Here is an 18756-nt window from a genome sequence, read left to right as displayed (position 1 = left end):
CCTGATACTTGATATAAAAACGCCCGGCAAGGCCGGGCGTTAAGTGATTAAGCCTTATCACGCTGTTGCCGCCCGTCACCTGGCTGAAGCTCATCTTCACGAAACGCTTCCCGCTTGATGCTGTAACCGTCATGCCACCGACATTCCACCATTCCGCTGGAATACCCGGTGACAATCATACGTGGGCCGCCCTTCTTAGGCTTAACTTCATCACTGACCAAAAAGACCATACCTGCCTCCTGTATCAGGGTGAAACTGTTTCAATTTAGACGAGGAATGACCTTTTTGCATCCTGGCGCAGGTAACAATTAGTGCGCCGTTCCGCGCATTTTTTCAACCAGCTTCACGGCAGCTACCACAATAGCCCCCACAATAAAGCCCAGCACCAGATTAAGCAGCGTGGGCAGAATGGCCGCCACCACGGCACCCTGCTCTGCCGCAAAATGTTCTATCGCATGGTGCAGCGGCGCAATACCGTGTACCACAATCCCACCGCCGACAAGGAACATCGCCAGCGTCCCCACGACAGACAGACTCTTCATCAACCATGGCGCAAGCACCAGCAGGCTTTTGCCGATACCTTTAGCTATCGCGCTCGATTTCGCCTCCAGCCAGAAGCCGATATCATCCAGTTTGACGATAAGCCCTACCAGACCGTAAACCCCTACCGTCACCAGAATGGCGATCCCGGAGAGGATCAGCACCTGATTCAGCAGCGGCGAGTCAGACACGATCCCCAGGGTAATGGCCACGATCTCCGCCGACAGAATAAAGTCGGTACGAATGGCGCCCTTGATTTTATCGCGTTCGAAGGTTTTTGGATCCTGTGCAGCCAGCGCTTCCAGACGCTGCTGACGCACTTCTGGCGTGTCATTCTTCTTACTCGCCGCGAAGGAGTGCAGCACTTTCTCTACCCCTTCGAAGCATAAAAATGCGCCACCAATCATCAGCAACGGCGTAATCGCCCAGGGAATAAAGGCGCTGATCAACAGCGCCAGCGGTACCAGAATCACCTTGTTGAGGAATGAGCCTTTCGCCACGCCCCATACCACCGGTAACTCGCGGTTAGCCCGTACGCCACTCACCTGCTGGGCATTCAGCGATAAATCATCCCCCAGAACCCCTGCAGTTTTCTTCGCCGCCAGTTTTCCCATTACGGAAATGTCGTCCAGCAACGTGGCAATATCATCCAGCAATGTTAATAAGCTACTTCCCGCCAAAATCACTATCCTTCTTTTTTTGCTAATTAAGTGAATAGTATGGAACAAAACCGAACACCCGGAAACAGGTACATCACGTCAACAAAAATTTCACAGCAACTACACAATTAAAGGGCTCGCCAGCCTGGTAGTTTTGGCGTTTACTATGAGCGAACTTTTTATTTCGTCGTGAGGGACTATGCGTTTTCGGCAACTACTACCGCTCATCGGAGCGCTCTTTTCGCTGTATATCATCTGGGGATCAACTTACTTCGTCATTCGCATCGGGGTGGAAAGCTGGCCCCCGCTGATGATGGCGGGGGTTCGTTTTCTCTCGGCAGGCATCCTGCTGATGGCCTTCCTGCTGTTACGCGGGCATAAGCTCCCTCCGCTGCGCCCGCTGCTTAATGCCGCCCTGATTGGCCTGCTGCTGCTGGCCGTCGGCAACGGCTTTGTCACCGTCGCAGAGCACCAGAACGTGCCCTCCGGGATCGCCGCAGTGGTGGTTGCCACCGTCCCACTGTTTACGCTCTGCTTTAGTCGACTTTTTGGCATCCGCACCCGCAAGCTGGAATGGCTGGGGATTGGGATTGGACTTGCCGGCATCATTCTGCTCAACAGCGGCGGCAACCTGAGCGGTAACCCGTGGGGCGCCGTGATTATTCTCATCGGCTCCATCAGTTGGGCGTTTGGCTCGGTGTACGGGTCACGTATTGAGCTGCCGTCCGGCATGATGGCGGGCGCCATTGAGATGCTTGCCGCAGGCATTGTGCTGCTGATTGCCTCCACGCTGACGGGGGAAACACTGACGGCCATGCCGGATCTGTCCGGCTTCCTGGCCGTGGGTTACCTGGCGCTGTTTGGCTCCATCATCGCGATTAATGCGTACATGTTCCTGATCCGCAACGTCTCTCCGGCGGTCGCCACCAGCTATGCCTACGTTAACCCGGTCGTGGCGGTACTGCTTGGCACGGGTCTGGGCGGTGAAGTGCTTTCGCCGGTTGAATGGCTGGCGTTGGGCGTGATTGTGTTTGCCGTGGTGCTGGTAACGCTGGGGAAATACCTGCTGCCCGCTAAGCCTGAGGGGGTGCCGTGTCAGGTGGAGAAACCGTAAACGGATGAATGCCCTGAGTGTCGATCTGCGCGGTCTGACCGCCGCCGCAGATCCACTCTTCCAGCCGGTCGCTCAGATCCCGATCGTTCAGTTTCAGTCTGCCGCGTAGCGCACATTCCCACACCACCAACACCCGCCATCCCTGTTCGACCAGCGTGGTGATATCGCGCTGGTCACGCAGGACGTTCTTGCCAATCTTCTCCAGCCAGAAATCGGTGCGCGTGGCCGGGACTTTGAACAGGTAACAATTGTGCCGGTGCCAGAAGCAGCCGTGGGTAAAGATAATGCACCCATAGGCGTCGATAACGAAATCAGGACGCCCGGCAAGTGAGGCATCCTGCACCCGAAAGTCAAAACCCGCTTCGGTCAGTAACGCGGCCAGGCGTTTCTCAATCGCCGTATCACGCGTGCCAATGGCACGCATGTTTTTACTGCGCGTCGCCTTATTGTGCACATCCGTCATTGACGGCCTCACTCTGGCGCAGGGCAACCGCCTGTTGAATGCGTGAAGCCAACAGTTTTGCCACTGCCGCAAAGGCGGGAACCACCACGGAGTTGCCAAACTGTCGGTACGCCTGGGTATCTGAGACCGGAATGCGGAAGCTGTAACCCTGCGGCGTCTCAAACCCCATTAACCGCGCGCATTCGCGTGGGGTTAAGCGACGTGGACGATGGCGCTGGTTTTCAGGGTTGTCGAAATCTTTCTCACCTAACGCCTTATCCCAGCCCCGGTCGATCAGGATCTCTGCACCGTCTTTGTAATAGCGCGCGGACAGGGTGCGGGTCACACAGTGCGGATCGTTCGGGTTGACCATGCCAAAACCAAAACCGTTGCCTTTTGCCTGATGTTTTTTGGCATAGCGATAGAGGTACTTCCAGAGCACTGGCGTCAGGATAAATTTCGCGTCCACCGCGGGCTCAAGAAGATCGGCCACGGACGGACGGCGCGCCGGATACAACGACGGAATATCGCGCAGGGTAAAATCGCCTTTCAGATTGAGATCGCGGCGGAACCCGACCAGCACAATACGTTCCCGGTGCTGGGGCAGGAAGTGTTTACCATCAATGATTTTCGGATCATCGGCGCCCGTGTCCTCTGAATCCGCCACGTCGTAGCCCAGCTCATCCAGCGTCTGCATGATAATGCGGAAGGTTTTGCCGCCGTCATGGCTCTTTAAATTCTTGACGTTTTCCAGCACAAAAATGGCCGGACGGCGGGCATCGATAATGCGGACCACATCAAAAAACAGCGTTCCCTGGGTATCGCAGGCAAAACCGTGCGCGCGTCCGAGGGCATTTTTCTTCGATACGCCAGCGAGGGAAAATGGCTGGCACGGAAAGCCCGCCAGCAGCACGTCATGTGCCGGGATGTTCTGGCGAATATGTTCTGCGGCCTCTTCATCGCTCACGCCGCTTTTGTGGCTCAGCGTAACATCGCGGATATCGGCGTTGAACCGATGCGCATCGGGGTCACAATACCAGTTGGCTTTATAGGTGCGGACCGCATGTTTGTTCCACTCGCTGGTAAACACGCACTGACCGCCGATGGCTTCAAACCCGTGTCGAATCCCTCCGATACCGGCAAACAGATCGATAAAGCGGAAGGCATAATGGGGATGCGCGGCGGAAGGACGCGGAAGCAACGTTTGCAGATAACGAAACTCGCCGTCGCTCAGGCGATGTCCTGCCCGCTCGCTGGTGATAAGTCTCTTAATGATTGCCGGACTCCAGTGGCCCTCACCGTGTGCCACCAGCTGGTTTGCCAGGGTTTTAGCATCGTAGATATCCAGCAACTGGCGCAGCAGCGCCTGCACCGAAGCCGTTGATTTCACAGCCTGCTCTGGCGCGGGTTCACTCACAGATCGATTTTCCTGCATTCTTTTAACCGGACAATAAAGACTGAAAACAGATTACCACAGTTCATTCGTGCAAACTGCGACGGAAGCGGCTCAGTACCTGGCTATCCAGCCCCAGGCAGTCACCCTGTAGTTCGGCACTCAGTTTTGCCATAAACTGGATGAGAAAATCGGCGTTGTGGCGTGCCAGCTCGCGCCCCATTTCTGTTTGCATTGTATCAGGCAAGCGCAGCAGCTTGGTCTGAAAATGGTCGAGGGCAAACGCCCGGTCATCAAGGGTTCGCGCGTCGGCAAAGGGATCAACTGCGTCAAAAAGCGGCACGCCCAGCGCCCCCGAAACGGCAAACACCCGCGCCAGGCCAATCGCCCCTAACGCTTCCAGCCGGTCAGCATCCTGCACAATTTTGGCTTCCAGACTCTGCGGCGCAATACTGGCGCTGAAGCTGTGCGCCTCAATGGCATGCGCCACGGCGGCATAATGCGCTGCGGGGAAGTCCGGGAAATCGCGGTGCAAAATGTCACGCGTTTTACGCGCCGCCAGCTGCGATGACTGGCTGCGCTCAGGATGGTTTTTCGGCAGGCTGACAATATCGTGGAAATAGCATGCGGCCAGGATCACCAGTGGCTCCACCGCCTGGTTGGCCATGATTTTTTGTGCCGTCATCCAGACACGACGAAAGTGCGAAATATCATGCGCGGTGTCGTCGGTTGTGTGGTTTTCCCCGAGCCAGCGCTCAAATCGATGCTGCCACTGCGTAAGTTCCATCATCACATCCTGTCGTCAAAATGGCTACGATAGCAACTTTCCCCGCCGCTATCACGGGTTGTCCTGACGGGGACGGGTGTACCACGCAATCGCGCCCAGGATCAGGCCGACCGTGCCCAGCACCAGAAACCCCAGCAATGCCCCAAGCCATTTGCCGCTGGTTGACCCCAAATCCCCTTCCACTGCCGTATTCGGCAGCGACGGTATCTTACTGATAACCCAAACGTACCGCGCCATCGCCCAGACAAAGTAACCGCAAAAAGCGTAGAACACCCACAGGGCCAGTTTGCCTCCCAGGCTGCGTTCGATTTTTCGTTCCATCTTTGACTCCACGGTCACCGCAGTACCGTTTGCACATGCTTACATTGATTTTGTGATAATTGTCACATTTTGGCATTAAACCCTGTGCTGTGTGAAGGTTTCTGACACGCAGTTTGCGTTAAGTTGATCTTGTGCAAGTTTGCAGAAGAGGATACCTGGCGAGTGTTTAGTACGCAGAAATATAATTAAGGTTAATAATAGAATTTATAAAATAACCACGAAAAATACTTAACAATAATTAACCAAAATATATTTCAAATTATAATTCACGAGAAAAATAAAGCGACACTTAGAAATATTTGGTAATATTTTTACCTATTTAATTACATTTATTATTGAACTTAAACCCCCTCTCCTGGAATAGTATCGACGCTGTAGTTACGGAGCGTGATTACATATATTCATATAAATTATCTCTAAAGGGAATATATAATGAAAAGAAAAGCATTGGCTATTCTTGTACCCGCGTTATTAATGGCTGGCGTAGCAAATGCCGCTGAGATTTACAATAAAGGCGGTAATAAAGTCGATTTCTACGGAAAGATGGTTGGCGAACGCATCTGGTCCAACACTGATGAAAGCAACAGTGAAAATGAAGATACGTCATATGCCCGTTTTGGCGTAAAAGGCGAAACGCAAATTAATAGCCAACTGACCGGTTATGGCCAGTTTGAATACAATATTGATGCAAGCCAGCCCGAAGGTAAACAGGATGAGAGCACGCGTCTGGCTTTCTCTGGTCTGAAATATGCGGATTACGGTTCATTCGATTATGGCCGAAACTATGGCGTAGCTTATGACGGCGCGGCGTACACCGATATGCTGGTTGAATGGGGTGGTGATTCCTGGGCTGCCACGGACAACTTTATGACTCAGCGTACCAATGGCGTTGCGACCTACCGTAACACCGATTTCTTCGGTATGGTTGAAGGTCTTAACTTTGCTGTTCAGTATCAGGGTAAAAATGACGACCGTGATCTTTTCAAAGCAAACGGCGATGGTTACAGCATGTCTGTAAATTATAACCTTGATGGCTTTGGTTTCGTGGGTGTCTACGGTAAATCCGATCGTACCGATGAACAAACAGCTGATCATTATGGCGACAATGCTGAAGTATGGGCACTGTCTGCAAAATATGATGCAAATAGCGTTTATGCTGCGGTGATGTACGGTGAAACCCGTAATATGACTAAAGTTGGATATAACGCCTTCGCCAATAAGACCCAAAACGTTGAAGCCGTTGTTCAGTATCAATTCGACTTTGGTCTGCGTCCATCCCTGGGCTACGTATATTCACAGGGTAAAGATCTGTATGCCCGTAATGGCTATAAAGGCGTTGACGCTGACCGCGTAAATTATATTGAAGTGGGTACCTGGTACTACTTCAATAAAAACATGAACGTTTATACTGCCTATAAATTTAACCTGCTGGACGAAGAAGACGGTGCCATCACTGGCAACGCAACTGACGATCAGTTCGCGATGGGTATTGTTTACCAGTTCTAATCCCTCAAAACACCAAAGGCCGCTATCGCGGCCTTTTTTTATTCCTGCGCTCTCTATTACGGCGCTTCCTGCAACGCCACCCGAATAAACCCGTTATTCTGCGCAAGCAATTCATGCGCTTTCCAGGCATCCAGCCCGGTCAGCACCATCAGCACCGCCGTTTTACAGTTATGGTTACAGCTCTCCAGCGCGGCTTTTGCTACCGCGCGGGTGCATCCCCCCGCTTCCATCACAATCGCGATTTGCCGTTCGGCCCACTGGGTGCTGCTCGCCTCCAGATCCACGCGCAGATTGCTGTAAACCCGCCCGGTGCGGACGGCCAGCCCGGTGGTGACCATAGAGAGGATCATCTTTTGCGCGATTGCCGCTTTGGTATTCAGATAGCCGGCCACCACATCCGGTCCCAGCTCTGGCGCAATTACCATACTCGCCAGCTGCGCCGCTTCGCTTTGCGCATTATCGGTAATCACCGCCACCGGTGAACCGAGCGACCACGCATGCCGCATGGCGCCCCAGACCCACGGCGTTTTTCCGCTTACGGTGACCGCCAGCATCATATCGTGCTCGCCAAAGTTAATCGCCTGCAGGTCGGCAACGCCGCGCTCGTAGCTTGTCGCCTCGTCGCCCGCCGTGATGGCAATCACCGGGGTTTTACCCGGGGCATACTCATCCGCCGCCTGTTTTGCCACACAGCCGGACGGCCCCGCGCCAACCATAACCAGACGCCCCCCGTGGCTCAGGGTCGCGGCGGCGTTATCCACCACACGGGCAATAATGGGTAAAAAAGGGGTGATTGCAGCGGAGATAAGTGCATCATCCTGGTGAATGACTTTCAGCATGTCCAGCGTGGACAATCTATCGATATTCATCGTGCTGGCGTGCCGTCTTTCCTTGACCGAACCGGTAAGCATAATGCTCATAAACAGCCTCCTTATTATGAGTACCCACACACTATAAAGTGTTTTATATGGATGACATGCGAGGAGGGTCACGAAAAGCGGACCAAATGCATGCTTTTACATAGCTTTAAGAAAAGCGCGTCATCGGCGATAATTACCCTTTCTTCTTCATCGCGGAGTGTTGATGAGCGATTTGCAGCCTTTCCCCCAGACGCGCAAGCGCCCCATGAAACTGAACACGCTGGTCACGTTGATGGTGTGCGCGATCATCGGTTCAGTGCTACTGGTGGTCTTTGCGCTCTATTCGGTGCAGATCACCCGGGCAACCCGCGATGATGTCAAAGACACCGCACTCGGCATTGCCCGCACCCTCGCCGATAGCCCCGAGATACAGCGCGGCCTGATGCAGGCACCGCAGGAAAATATTATTCAGCCTATCGCCCAGGCGGTGACGAAACGAAACGATCTGCTGTTCACCGTGGTGACCGATATGCGCGGGATCCGCTATTCTCACCCGAACGAGGCGCTGCTGGGGCTGCATTTTATCGGCGACGATCTGAACCCGGCGCTGGAAGGTAAGGAGAACGTCTCCGTTAACCGGGGCGCGCTCGCGGAAGCCCTTCGCGTATTTACGCCCGTGTATGACAGCCAGCACGAGCAGATCGGCGTGGTGGTGGTCGGCATTTCGCTTAAAAAAGTGGAAGACCAGATCGCCCGCGGGCGACTGAACGCCGTCTGGACCATTTTGTTCAGTATCTTTATGAGCTCTATGGCGATCTGGGGGCTGGTTCGCGTTCTGAAACGCATCCTGTTCGGGCTGGAGCCGTACGAAATCTCCGCCCTGTTCGAACAGCGTCAGGCGATGCTGCAGTCGCTGCGTGAAGGGGTGTTAGCGGTCGATATTCATGGCCGCGTGACGATGATTAACCACACCGCCAGAGAGATACTGCTCCTGCCCTCCGGCAAGCAGACCGAAAACGCCAGTGCGCCCCTGCTGGCCAGCCTGCGCGAGGTGTCGAAGACGGGCATCGCACGCCAGGATCAGGAGATCAGCTGCAACGGGCGGCTGCTGCTGTGTAACATGGTGCCGGTGAAAAGCCAGGAGCGGGTGATCGGGGCTATCACCACCTTCCGCGACAAAACCGAAATCAGCCAGCTGATGCAGCGTATCGACGGCATGGTGAATTACGTCGACGCCCTGCGCGCCCACACGCACGAGTTTATGAACAAACTGCACGTGATCCTGGGCCTGCTGCATATCAAGCGCTACGACAAGCTGGAAGAGTACATTCTGCAGACGGCACATAATTATCAGACGGACATCGGCGCTATCCAGAGTAAGGTGAAATCCCCGGTGATTGCCGGGTTCCTGCTGGGTAAAATCAACCGGGCGAAAGAAGCGGGGATCACCCTCACCCTGGCGGATGAGTGCCAGATACCGGATACCGCCAACGAAGAGCAGGTCGCGGTGCTGGTCACCGTACTCGGTAACTTAATTGAAAACGCACTGGACGCGATGGAAGGCCAGCCGGAAGGCGAAATCAGCCTGCTGCTGCACTATCAGAATGGCTGGCTCAGCTGTGAAGTCAGCGATGACGGCCCGGGAATTGATCCCGCGCAGCTGGAGACTATTTTTACTAAAGGCTTCTCAACAAAAGGTGAAAACCGGGGCGTTGGGCTGTTCCTTGCCCGCCAGCAAATTCAGAACCTGGGCGGTGACATCACCGTCGAATCTGAACCTGGCGTATTTACCCAATTTTTTGTTCACATCCCCTGGGATAGCGAGAGGAATATCGCGTGATAAATGTATTAATTGTCGATGATGACGCCATGGTAGCCGACCTCAACCGTCTGTACGTCAACCGTGTTGATGGCTTTAGCTGCTGCGGCGTCGCCTCCACGCTGAACCAGGCCGAGGCCATTATTAACAACCCTGCCCAGCCGGTCGATCTGGTGCTGCTGGATGTCTACATGCAGCAGGATAACGGGCTGGATCTGCTGCCGGTGATCCGCGCCTCTGGTCGCCCAATCGATGTCATCATGATCTCTTCGGCCGCCGACGCCGCAACCATCCAGACCTCTATCCATTACGGCGTGGTGGATTATCTGATTAAACCGTTCCAGTTCCCGCGCTTTGAAGAGGCCCTGAACGGCTGGAAGGCAAAGCACAACCTGATGGGGTCGCACCAGTATTATGAGCAGGCGGACGTCGACAGGCTGATCCACGGCGGGGCGCCGGAGCTGGCAGACAGCAAAAAGCTACCAAAGGGGTTAACGCCGCAGACGCTGCGCACCATCTGCCAGTGGATTGACGCCCACCCGGAGACCGAGTTTTCCACCGATGACCTCGCCAGTGCAGTCAATATCTCGCGCGTCTCCTGCCGCAAGTATCTGATCTGGCTGGCGCAAATCAATATCCTGTTCACCAGCATTCATTACGGTGCCACCGGGCGTCCGGTGTATCGTTACCGTCTCCAGCCCGAGCAGACAGGCCTGCTCAAACAGTACTGTCAGTAACGCGATAGCTGTTATCCAACAAGGTAAAGCGGAAGTGGTGCGCTGAAGAGAGCACCACTTCTTTTGTTTTGGTCACGAAGATCGCTTCAATATCAGGGCGCGAGCGCAGCACCGCGCAGCCCTTCTCCACGCCCATACCGTACATCAGCGTGGTCCAGATATCCCCGTCAATGGAATCGTTTGAAATGATGGTCACGCTGTCCAGTTCGTTATCCAGAGGATACCCGGTGCGCGGGTCCAGGATATGGTGATAGCGTTTGCCGTTTTGTTCAAAGTAGCGCTCATAGGTTCCCGACGTCACCACGGAGCGATTCTCTACCGTCATCGCGCCGATCAGCGCATCACCGGCAAACGGCTTTTTCAGCCCCACGCTCCAGCCCCCTTCCGGTGAGCCCAGCGTCTGGATATTGCCGCCGAGGTTGATCAGCCCGAGTTCAGCGCCCTCTTTACGCAGGTAATCCCGCACCCTGTCGGCGATATAGCCTTTGGCGATGGCCCCCAGATCAATCTCCATCCCTTTTCGGGTTAAAAACACGCTACTGCTGGCCTCGTCCAGCACCACATCCTCAGGACGGGTAATCGCCAGCAACGCGGCAATATCATCGGCTGGCGGCACGCTGTCGCCGCGAAAGCCAATTTTCCAGCGTTTCACCAGCGGGCCGATGGCCAGGTTAAACGCGCTGTCTTTAAGCACGCTTGCCGCTTTCGCGCAGCGAATCAGCTCAAACACCGGACGGCTGACGGCAACCGGATGCTGACCGGCCGCATGGTTGATATCCATCACCTGCGAATGCGCACGGTTAACAGTAAGCAGGTCTTCGTACTGTTTGATCAGGCGAAATACGCGGGACGCGAGGGCTTCGTCATGGGAAAAGAGTTTGAGGAGGATGGGCGATCCCATCAGGACGGCGGAATAACTGTAAACGCGATGGTCATCAGGCATAGCATGAGTCCTCAGATGTAGCCCCGGCAAGCACCGCGCCGCCGGGGAAAATGCCGGATAACGCTGCGCGTCTCCGGCATACAACACAGGGGTCTTACTGCTTTTTCGAACGCATAGCCGCCTGATGTCCTGCAAGCGTACCAAAAATAATGATATCTGCCACCGCGTTACCGCGCCGATACGGTTACCGCCGTGGATCCCACCGACCACTTCACCGGCCGCGAACGCCCCTGGCAGCACGTTATGGTTGCTGTCCAGCACGCAGGTTTCGGTGTTGATGGTCACGCCGCCCATGGTGTGGTGCACGCCCGGCGCAATCTGAATGGCGTAGAACGGCCCTTCGTTGATAGGCGCACGCAGCGCGGTGGTACGGCCAAAATCGTCATCGTGCTGTTTTTCAACGAAACCGTTGTAGCGTTCCAGGGTCGCCAGGAAAGCGTGGTAATCCATGCCCAGCGCTTCGGCCAGGGCTTTTGGCGAGCTGGCGCTGGTCACAAAGCCTTTGGCGATATACTCATCCGCGGCTTTGTTTTTGGCACGAACGTGCTCGTCAAAGACGATATACGCGTATTTCTCCGGCAGCGCGATGATTGACGCCGAGACTTTATCGCGGGTTTCCATCTCATTGAAGAAACGGTTCCCCTGCTGGTTGACCAGAATCGCCCCGCCCCCACGAATGGATTCAGAAATCAGGTACGAGGTTTTCTGCTCAACGGTTGGGTGGATCTGGATCTCACCCATATCAACCGTACCGGCACCGATGCGTTCCAGCAGCGCGATACCTCCGCCTGTTGCCCCTTTGTGGTTGGTGGTGACAAAACCTTCCAGGTCGGGGCGGTATTTCACCACCATCTGGCTGTTGGCGCTGAAACCACCGGTGGCGACAATCACGCTTTTGGTGGTCACGGTGAGGGTTTCGTTCTCTTCTGTGGTCAGACGCACGCCGGTCACTTCGCCGTTTTCGAACAGGATGTCGCTGACGGACGTATCGAGCATCACCTCAATGTTGCGTTTGTTGACGTTACGCACCAGGCCGCTGATCAGATAGCCGCCTACCGCGGAACCGTCTTTTGGACGGTGCGTACGGTCAATGCTCATCCCACCGGTGGTGGTGATGTCATTCAGCATAATGCCGCGAGTTGCCAGCCATTCAATCGCCTGTGGCGCATTCTCCACGAAGCGGCGCAGCAGTTCCGGGTTGTTCTTGTTACCGCCCCCTTTCAGGCTCTCCTGGTAGAACAGCTCTTTGCTGTCCTGGATCCCTTTCACCCGCTGGAAGCGCGTCTCGGCGGCATTCATCCCGGCAGAAGCTTTGATGGTGTTACCGCCGATGGTTGGCATCTTCTCAACGATCAGCACGCTCGCGCCTTCATCGTGGGCCTGAATGGCTGCGGCCAGACCGGCACCGCCGCTACCAACGACCACCACATCCACACTGCGGGTCGCGTTCGGGTCAGCGCCCTCTTCTGCCGCCAACGCTTTGCTGGATTTCAGCATCGCTTTAGAGACCGCTTTTTTCACCGCTTCACTCTGGCTGGTTGCACCCGTGATGGCATCCACGTGCGGGGTGTTGGCATCCAGAATGCGGGTACGGATCTCTTCAAAGCTGGTGACAAACTCAACGTCTTCGCTCGGGCCAGACGCCAGCGCAATATCGGCGATGCGATCGGTTTCCAGGCTGACGTTGATCACCAGCTCGTTAACATCGTCCTGCACCTTTTCAGTGAACATGCCCGGTTTGAATTTTGATTCGCCCATGCTCATGTCGCGGATCATCGCTTCCACCAGCGAGAAGCGCCACAGCGGTTCAGGAATGCTCAGTTCTTCGCGTTTGGTGCTGTCCATAAACAGCTCCAGGTTTTCACCTGCCGCGATCCGGTCGGTCCAGTCCGGGTAAGCGATAGTCGCGCGACCCACGGCGATCAGGTCATAACCATGATCCAGCGCCTCATTGACGTCCGCGGCATTCACCACGCCGCCGACCCCCATCACCGGAACCTGAGCCAGGGTATCAGAACGCATGGCGCAATATTTTTCGATGAGCGGGGTTGGGTCCTGCGTATCAACAATCGAAGGACGCAGGGTCGCCCCCACGGAGAAGTGCAGATAATCCACACCGCGCGCCGCCAGTTTTTCCAGCAGGTACATGGTGTCTTCAAAGCGGATGCCCGGGACTTCCAGCTCTTCAGGGGAGAAACGGTAGCCAATAATGAACGCGTCGTCCGCGTACTGACGCACCATTTTGTGCGTGATATCCAGCACCGCCAGCGGGAATTTAGCCCGGTTATCGCGGCTGCCGCCCCACTCGTCGTCGCGCTGGTTTGAGTTCGGGGAGTAGAACTGCTGAATCAGGTAAGTGTTGGCCCCGTGAATTTCAACCCCGTCGAAACCGGCCTGGATGGCACGGCGAACGGCTTCACCAAACTTGCCGATCATGCCTTCCACTTCTTCGCCGGTCAGGGCAACCGGCGTAGCAGCCCCGTCGCGCGGCGCGGCAACGGCGCTTGGGCCAACCGGCGTGCGGCCACCGATCAGTTTCGGATCGACCATACGGCCGCCGTGGTAGATCTGCAGCAGGGCTTTCGAGCCTTTGGATTTAATGGCGTCCGCGATTTTCGCCAGTCCGGCGATTTTCTCGTCGTTGTCGATACCAATCGCGCCGGGGAACGCAAGACCGAGGTCATCGATAAAGCAGCATTCAACGATAATGGTACCAATGCTGCCGGAACGGGCCCGGTAGTACTCCACCAGCTCGCTGGTGACCGTGCCGTCGTAATAGCCGGTACAGGTGGTCATGGGGGCCATTAACAAACGGTTTTTCAGTTCAGTGCCATTCGGTAATGTGAAGGGGCTCAGAATACGTTCGTTAGTGCTCATAATTGAAACTCCAAACTTTAAAAATTAAGAATTCGGTATCGGATTGATTTTTTATTTCGTCGTTATTTGCCGATGTCATGATATTAATATAATGATTTTTTTAGTTTCTAAAGTTATTACGTTAGTTAAAAAACTATTTAATCCCTGCGATAACACAAATAACACATTGGTGTTAGTGATTGTAATTCAGCTATTCACAATAATTTAAACTTCGTTAAATTAACAATGGTAAAACCACTTCACCACAAGGAGGTGTAATCATTATAAATCAACAACATAAAAAACAGAAAAATACTGAATTGTTAAAAAATTGATAAATTCAATCCATAATATACGTAATACCCACATACGCCAGAGTGGTTATTAATAAAAGCACAAAAATAACACTGCAATTCTCTTTTTTTGATCCCGATCAATAGTTATGGCATCCAAAAGCGCAATATAAAAACATCATCAATTTTTAATTTAGCGCAAACAAAAATGCGTTAAATCGCTATTACTGAAAATACAAAACAGCACCTTAAATAACTAAAAAAAGCAAAGAAACTTAAGAAAGCAATTTTGTTTTTCAGTGCGACCGAATTTTTGACAACTTAAGACGTGAAACTATGAATACAAAAACTGCTGTAAGGCCCCCTGTGGCGACCCAGGCATCAAATGGGAAAGCAAAACGACTGCTGATGATGGCATTGCCCGTCATCGTCGCCGTCCTGCTGCTGTTTGTTCCGGTACCGGAAGGACTGCCGCCTTATGCGTGGCACTACTTCGCTATCTTTGTCGGCGTGATCGTCGGCTTAATCTTTGAACCGCTGCCGGGTGCGGTGATCGGTTTGACCGGCGTGGTGGCGATTGCGCTGTGCAGTCAGTGGGTGCTGTTCAGCCCTGAACAGCTGGCCGACCCGAAATTCAAGCTGGCGGGTGCCTCTTTTAAATGGGCGGTCAGCGGGTTTGGTAACTCGACCGTGTGGCTGATCTTCGGTGCCTTCATGTTCGCGGCTGGCTATGACAAAACCCGCTTCGGCCGCCGTCTGGCGCTGATTCTGGTGAAATATCTCGGCCGTCGCAGCCTGACGCTCGGTTACGCCATCACCTTCGCGGACCTGCTGCTGGCACCGTTTACGCCGTCCAACACCGCACGTAGCGGCGGGACCATCTACCCGATTATCGCTAACCTGCCGCCGCTGTATGGTTCAAAACCAAACGACCCCAGCGCGCGTAAAATTGGTTCGTACCTGATGTGGGTGGCGATCACCGCGGCCTGTATCACCAGTTCGATGTTCCTCTCCGCCCTTGCGCCGAACCTGCTGGCACTGGCGCTGGTGAAAAGCACGGTAGGGATTGATATCTCCTGGGGTACCTGGTTCCTTGCCTTCCTGCCGCTGGGCATCCTGCTGATTCTGACCATGCCGCTGCTGGCCTACTGGTTCTACCCGCCAGAAGTCAAAGTGAATAATGAAGTACCGCTGTGGGCAACCCGTGAGCTGGAAAAACTGGGCAAACTGTCCCGCAATGAAATTCTGCTGCTGGTGTTCGTGTGCTGTGCGCTGCTGATGTGGATCTTCGCCGCCGCGTGGATTGAACCGGCGATGGCAGCCCTGCTGATTGTGGGTCTGATGCTGTGGACAGGCGTGCTGGAGTGGAACGATATCACCGGCAATAAAGCCGCGTGGAACACCTTCGTCTGGTTCGCCACCCTGGTTGCGCTGGCGGATGGCCTCTCCTCTACCGGCTTTATCAGCTGGCTGGGTAAAGAAGGCGGCCTGTTAATGAGCGGTATTTCTCCGGGCGTCGCCACCATCGTACTGCTGCTGGCGTTCTATCTGCTGCACTACCTGTTTGCCAGCACCACCGCGCACACCACCGCGCTGCTGCCGGCGATGCTGACCATCGCCTCCACTATTCCGGGCATGAATATGGAAGTGTTCGTCCTGCTGATGGTGACCTCGCTGGGTGTGATGGGGATCATCACCCCGTACGGTACCGGCCCAAGCCCGATTTACTACGGTAGTGGCTACCTGCCAACCAAAGACTACTGGCGCCTGGGCACTATCTTCGGTGCCATCTTCCTGGCGGCCCTGCTGCTGATTGGTTATCCGTGGATGTCCATGATGTTCTGATTCCTGACCGCCGGACTTCTCCTCCGGCGGTTTTATTTTTGTGGAGCAATACGCTATGTCAAACAAACCGTTTTACTACCAGAACCCCTTCCCGCTTTCCCATGACGACACCGAATACTATCTGCTGACCAAAGAGCACGTCTCCGTTGCTGAGTTCGACGGTCAGGAAGTCCTGAAAGTCGAGCCAGAGGCGCTGACGCTGCTGGCGCAGCAGGCGTTCCACGATGCTGCGTTTATGCTGCGTCCTTCCCATCAGAAACAGGTCGCCGCCATTCTTAACGATCCGGAAGCGAGCCAGAACGATAAGTACGTTGCCCTGCAGTTCCTGCGTAACTCTGAAATCGCCGCTAAAGGCGTGCTGCCAACCTGCCAGGATACCGGTACAGCGATCATCATGGGTAAAAAAGGCCAGCGCGTCTGGACCGGCGGTGGCGATGAAGCAGCGCTGAGTCAGGGGGTGTACAACACTTACATCGAAGACAACCTGCGCTACTCCCAGAACGCTGCGCTGGATATGTATAAAGAGGTGAACACCGGCACCAACCTGCCTGCGCAGATCGACCTCTACAGCGTCGACGGCGACGAGTACAAATTCCTCTGCATGGCGAAAGGCGGCGGTTCAGCCAACAAAACCTACCTCTATCAGGAAACCAAAGCGCTGATCACCCCGGCGAAGCTGAAAAACTATCTGGTGGAGAAAATGCGTACCCTGGGTACCGCGGCCTGTCCGCCTTACCATATTGCCTTCGTGATTGGCGGAACCTCTGCAGAAGCGACGCTGAAAACGGTGAAGCTGGCCTCCACCCGCTACTACGACGCCTTGCCCACCGAGGGGAACGAACACGGCCAGGCGTTCCGCGATGTTCAGCTCGAACAGGAACTGCTCCAGGAAGCGCAGAATCTGGGTCTGGGTGCGCAGTTTGGCGGTAAATACTTCGCTCACGATATCCGCGTGATCCGCCTGCCGCGCCACGGTGCCTCCTGCCCAATCGGCATGGGTGTCTCCTGCTCCGCCGACCGTAACATCAAGGCGAAAATCAACCGCGACGGGATCTGGATTGAAAAACTTGAACACAACCCAGGTCAGTACATTCCTGAATCGCTGCGCCAGCAGGGCGAAGGCGACGTGGTCAGCATCAACCTCAACAAGCCGATGAACGAGATCCTTGCGCAGCTTTCCGCGCACCCGGTCTCTACCCGCCTGTCGCTGAACGGCACCATCATCGTGGCGCGTGATATCGCCCACGCGAAGCTGAAAGAGCTGCTCGACAACGGCGAGGAACTGCCGCAGTACGTTAAAGACCATCCGATTTACTACGCGGGCCCGGCCAAAACGCCGGAAGGTTATGCCTCCGGCTCCCTCGGCCCAACCACTGCAGGCCGCATGGACTCGTATGTGGATTTACTGCAGTCCCACGGCGCGAGCATGATCATGCTGGCCAAAGGCAACCGCAGCCAGCAGGTGACGGATGCCTGCCACAAACACGGCGGTTTCTACCTGGGCAGCATCGGTGGCCCGGCGGCGGTGCTGGCGCAAAACAGCATCAAGAGCCTGGAGTGCGTGGCGTACCCGGAACTGGGAATGGAAGCCATCTGGAAAATCGAAGTGGAGAACTTCCCGGCGTTTATCCTGGTGGATGACAAAGGTAACGACTTCTTCCAGCAGATCCAGAACAAACAGTGCCAGGGGTGTTCACAGCGCTGAGTGTTTCCAGAGTGCCGGTAGCCGCGACAACATGTGATTGATCCGCTCACGCTTGTCGCTCCCCGGCTTCCAGATAGTGACCATCGTCTGACTAATCCCCTGGCTGCCCACTTCGGTGGGCAGCCTTTTTACGTTCTTCCACTGCGTCGCATGAAGATGGGTCGGCAAAAAACCCCAGCCACAGCCCTGCTCCAGCAGGCCGCGCAGCATCTCAATTTCATTAGTAAAAAGGGTATGCCCGGCAATTTGCAGACGACGGGCAACCGGTTCATCTGACGCGGCATGCATAACCACCTGCGGAACCAGAGAGAGATCGAGCAGCGAAACCGGCGTGGCAACCTTCGCAAAAAGCACGTCTGCGGCGTAAAAATCCATGTCGATGGCTCCCAGAGCCCGCCACTCCATCTCATTACCCACGCTGCGGTTGCGCGCCTGGCAGATACCTAAATCCGCCTCTCCGCTCGCCAGCAGGGCTTCCGCCTCATCACGCGACGCGCTGGTCAGGCTCAGGCGTATTTTTTGTGCCGCCATCTCTGCAATCAGCGCCTGCAGAAAAGCCCGGGGAGTGAACGGATCGTAAACAAGGGCAATGTCCTGCGTCGCGCTTGCCGGCACCGCTCTGGCAAAGGCCTCAAAGGCTTTCACCTGGCGCATCAGCAGGTGCGCCTGTCGCTGGAGCTGTTCCCCTTCAGGCGTTAAGCGCACGCTGCGTCCCTCGCGCAGGAACAGGGCATACCCCAGCCCGTCCTCAAGAAAATCGATCAGATCGCGCAGGGTCGTACGGTCTTTACCGAGCTTAATGGCCGCCTTCATCAGGCTGCCGTGCTCTGCCACCGCGGTAAACGCCTCCAGCTGGGCAAATGAATAGACTATCGCCACCTCTCCCTCCCGTGCCATTTCCGGGGGATTTTCCCCCATAACCCGTTTTTTATTATA

General features: G+C 55.1%; 14 protein-coding genes and 2 pseudogenes. 6 read left to right on the top strand and 10 right to left on the bottom strand.

All coding sequences use genetic code 11. The features are described 5' to 3' along the window. Positions 1-47: 47 nt before the first annotated feature. Together NQ842_RS09590 and NQ842_RS09585 are read right to left on the bottom strand one after the other, a co-directional pair. A complete protein-coding gene (locus tag NQ842_RS09590) occupies positions 48-230 on the bottom strand; it encodes a YodC family protein (protein ID WP_014832486.1) in 183 nt (60 codons plus the stop codon). A 78-nt stretch (positions 231-308) separates the two neighbouring features. Continuing rightward, the gene (locus NQ842_RS09585) at positions 309-1226 is read right to left on the bottom strand and encodes a DUF808 domain-containing protein (protein WP_014832487.1); all 918 of its coding nucleotides are present in this window, start codon (positions 1224-1226) and stop codon (positions 309-311) included. Positions 1227-1398: 172 nt separating this feature from the next. Between NQ842_RS09585 and yedA the strand changes: the two genes are divergently transcribed. After that, a complete protein-coding gene (yedA, locus tag NQ842_RS09580; RefSeq protein ID WP_014832488.1) occupies positions 1399-2313 on the top strand; it encodes a drug/metabolite exporter YedA in 915 nt (304 codons plus the stop codon). Here yedA and NQ842_RS09575 read toward each other — a convergent pair. From NQ842_RS09575 to drpB, 4 genes are all read right to left on the bottom strand, one after another. Then, positions 2273-2776: a very short patch repair endonuclease gene (locus tag NQ842_RS09575; protein ID WP_014832489.1), complete on the bottom strand. Its 504-nt coding sequence runs from the start codon at positions 2774-2776 to the stop codon at positions 2273-2275. The genes yedA and NQ842_RS09575 overlap by 41 nt on opposite strands. Next, positions 2757-4172 carry a DNA cytosine methyltransferase gene (locus tag NQ842_RS09570; protein WP_063425890.1) on the bottom strand — a complete coding sequence of 472 codons (1416 nt, stop codon included), beginning with the start codon at positions 4170-4172 and terminating at the stop codon, positions 2757-2759. Before NQ842_RS09570 ends, NQ842_RS09575 begins: the two co-directional genes overlap by 20 nt. 61 nt (positions 4173-4233) lie before the next feature. After that, positions 4234-4935 carry a phosphohydrolase gene (locus tag NQ842_RS09565; protein WP_125364630.1) on the bottom strand — a complete coding sequence of 234 codons (702 nt, stop codon included), beginning with the start codon at positions 4933-4935 and terminating at the stop codon, positions 4234-4236. Positions 4936-4986: 51 nt separating this feature from the next. After that, positions 4987-5256, bottom strand: coding sequence for a cell division protein DrpB (drpB, locus tag NQ842_RS09560; RefSeq protein ID WP_014832492.1), 270 nt, complete (start codon positions 5254-5256; stop codon positions 4987-4989). 432 nt (positions 5257-5688) lie between these two features. Between drpB and NQ842_RS09555 the strand changes: the two genes are divergently transcribed. Continuing rightward, entirely contained in the window at positions 5689-6762 is a 1074-nt protein-coding gene (locus tag NQ842_RS09555; RefSeq protein ID WP_257256787.1) for a porin, read from the top strand. Between the two features lie 56 nt (positions 6763-6818). Here the strand turns inward: NQ842_RS09555 and NQ842_RS09550 are convergent, their stop codons facing one another. Further along, a complete protein-coding gene (locus NQ842_RS09550) occupies positions 6819-7682 on the bottom strand; it encodes an N-acetylmuramic acid 6-phosphate etherase (protein WP_083021064.1) in 864 nt (287 codons plus the stop codon). Positions 7683-7845: 163 nt separating this feature from the next. Here NQ842_RS09550 and NQ842_RS09545 point away from each other — a divergent pair, with 163 nt between their 5' ends. Together NQ842_RS09545 and dcuR are read left to right on the top strand one after the other, a co-directional pair. Further along, positions 7846-9462 carry a sensor histidine kinase gene (locus NQ842_RS09545; protein WP_046888988.1) on the top strand — a complete coding sequence of 539 codons (1617 nt, stop codon included), beginning with the start codon at positions 7846-7848 and terminating at the stop codon, positions 9460-9462. After that, positions 9459-10178: a two-component system response regulator DcuR gene (dcuR, locus tag NQ842_RS09540; protein WP_046888987.1), complete on the top strand. Its 720-nt coding sequence runs from the start codon at positions 9459-9461 to the stop codon at positions 10176-10178. Before NQ842_RS09545 ends, dcuR begins: the two co-directional genes overlap by 4 nt. On the opposite strand, the pseudogene NQ842_RS09535 reads toward dcuR, so the two are convergent. Further along, positions 10159-11019, bottom strand: a pseudogene (locus NQ842_RS09535) (FAD:protein FMN transferase); the annotation flags it as partial. The gene dcuR and the pseudogene NQ842_RS09535 sit on opposite strands and share 20 nt — an antisense overlap. A 196-nt stretch (positions 11020-11215) precedes the next feature. Further along, positions 11216-13998 (bottom strand): annotated as a pseudogene (locus NQ842_RS09530) (flavocytochrome c). A gap of 608 nt (positions 13999-14606) precedes the next feature. On the opposite strand from NQ842_RS09530, the gene NQ842_RS09525 reads away from it, so the two are divergent. Both NQ842_RS09525 and fumA read left to right on the top strand, forming a co-directional pair. Then, positions 14607-16115, top strand: coding sequence for an anion permease (locus NQ842_RS09525; RefSeq protein WP_257256786.1), 1509 nt, complete (start codon positions 14607-14609; stop codon positions 16113-16115). Positions 16116-16170: 55 nt separating this feature from the next. Then, positions 16171-17820, top strand: a complete 1650-nt coding sequence (gene fumA, locus NQ842_RS09520; RefSeq protein WP_014832500.1) for a class I fumarate hydratase FumA — start codon at positions 16171-16173, stop codon at positions 17818-17820. Here the strand turns inward: fumA and NQ842_RS09515 are convergent. Beyond that, a complete protein-coding gene (locus NQ842_RS09515; protein ID WP_257256921.1) occupies positions 17809-18717 on the bottom strand; it encodes a LysR family transcriptional regulator in 909 nt (302 codons plus the stop codon). The genes fumA and NQ842_RS09515 overlap by 12 nt on opposite strands. Between the last annotated feature and the right edge of the window lie 39 nt (positions 18718-18756).

Source organism: Enterobacter cloacae complex sp. R_G8 (assembly GCF_024599795.1).
Classification (GTDB): domain Bacteria; phylum Pseudomonadota; class Gammaproteobacteria; order Enterobacterales; family Enterobacteriaceae; genus Enterobacter; species Enterobacter dissolvens.
This window is presented reverse-complemented; position numbering and strand designations above follow the sequence as displayed.

Excerpts from the sequence above, each read along its gene's own strand:
- NQ842_RS09590 (WP_014832486.1), bottom strand. The coding sequence starts at position 230 with ATGGTCTTTTTGGTCAGTGATGAAGTTAAGCCTAAGAAGGGCGGCCCA.
- yedA (WP_014832488.1), top strand. The coding sequence starts at position 1,399 with ATGCGTTTTCGGCAACTACTACCGCTCATCGGAGCGCTCTTTTCGCTG.
- NQ842_RS09575 (WP_014832489.1), bottom strand. The coding sequence starts at position 2,776 with ATGACGGATGTGCACAATAAGGCGACGCGCAGTAAAAACATGCGTGCC.
- NQ842_RS09565 (WP_125364630.1), bottom strand. The coding sequence starts at position 4,935 with ATGGAACTTACGCAGTGGCAGCATCGATTTGAGCGCTGGCTCGGGGAA.
- drpB (WP_014832492.1), bottom strand. The coding sequence starts at position 5,256 with ATGGAACGAAAAATCGAACGCAGCCTGGGAGGCAAACTGGCCCTGTGG.
- NQ842_RS09555 (WP_257256787.1), top strand. The coding sequence starts at position 5,689 with ATGAAAAGAAAAGCATTGGCTATTCTTGTACCCGCGTTATTAATGGCT.
- NQ842_RS09550 (WP_083021064.1), bottom strand. The coding sequence starts at position 7,682 with ATGAGCATTATGCTTACCGGTTCGGTCAAGGAAAGACGGCACGCCAGC.
- NQ842_RS09545 (WP_046888988.1), top strand. The coding sequence starts at position 7,846 with ATGAGCGATTTGCAGCCTTTCCCCCAGACGCGCAAGCGCCCCATGAAA.
- NQ842_RS09525 (WP_257256786.1), top strand. The coding sequence starts at position 14,607 with ATGAATACAAAAACTGCTGTAAGGCCCCCTGTGGCGACCCAGGCATCA.
- fumA (WP_014832500.1), top strand. The coding sequence starts at position 16,171 with ATGTCAAACAAACCGTTTTACTACCAGAACCCCTTCCCGCTTTCCCAT.
- NQ842_RS09515 (WP_257256921.1), bottom strand. The coding sequence starts at position 18,717 with ATGGCACGGGAGGGAGAGGTGGCGATAGTCTATTCATTTGCCCAGCTG.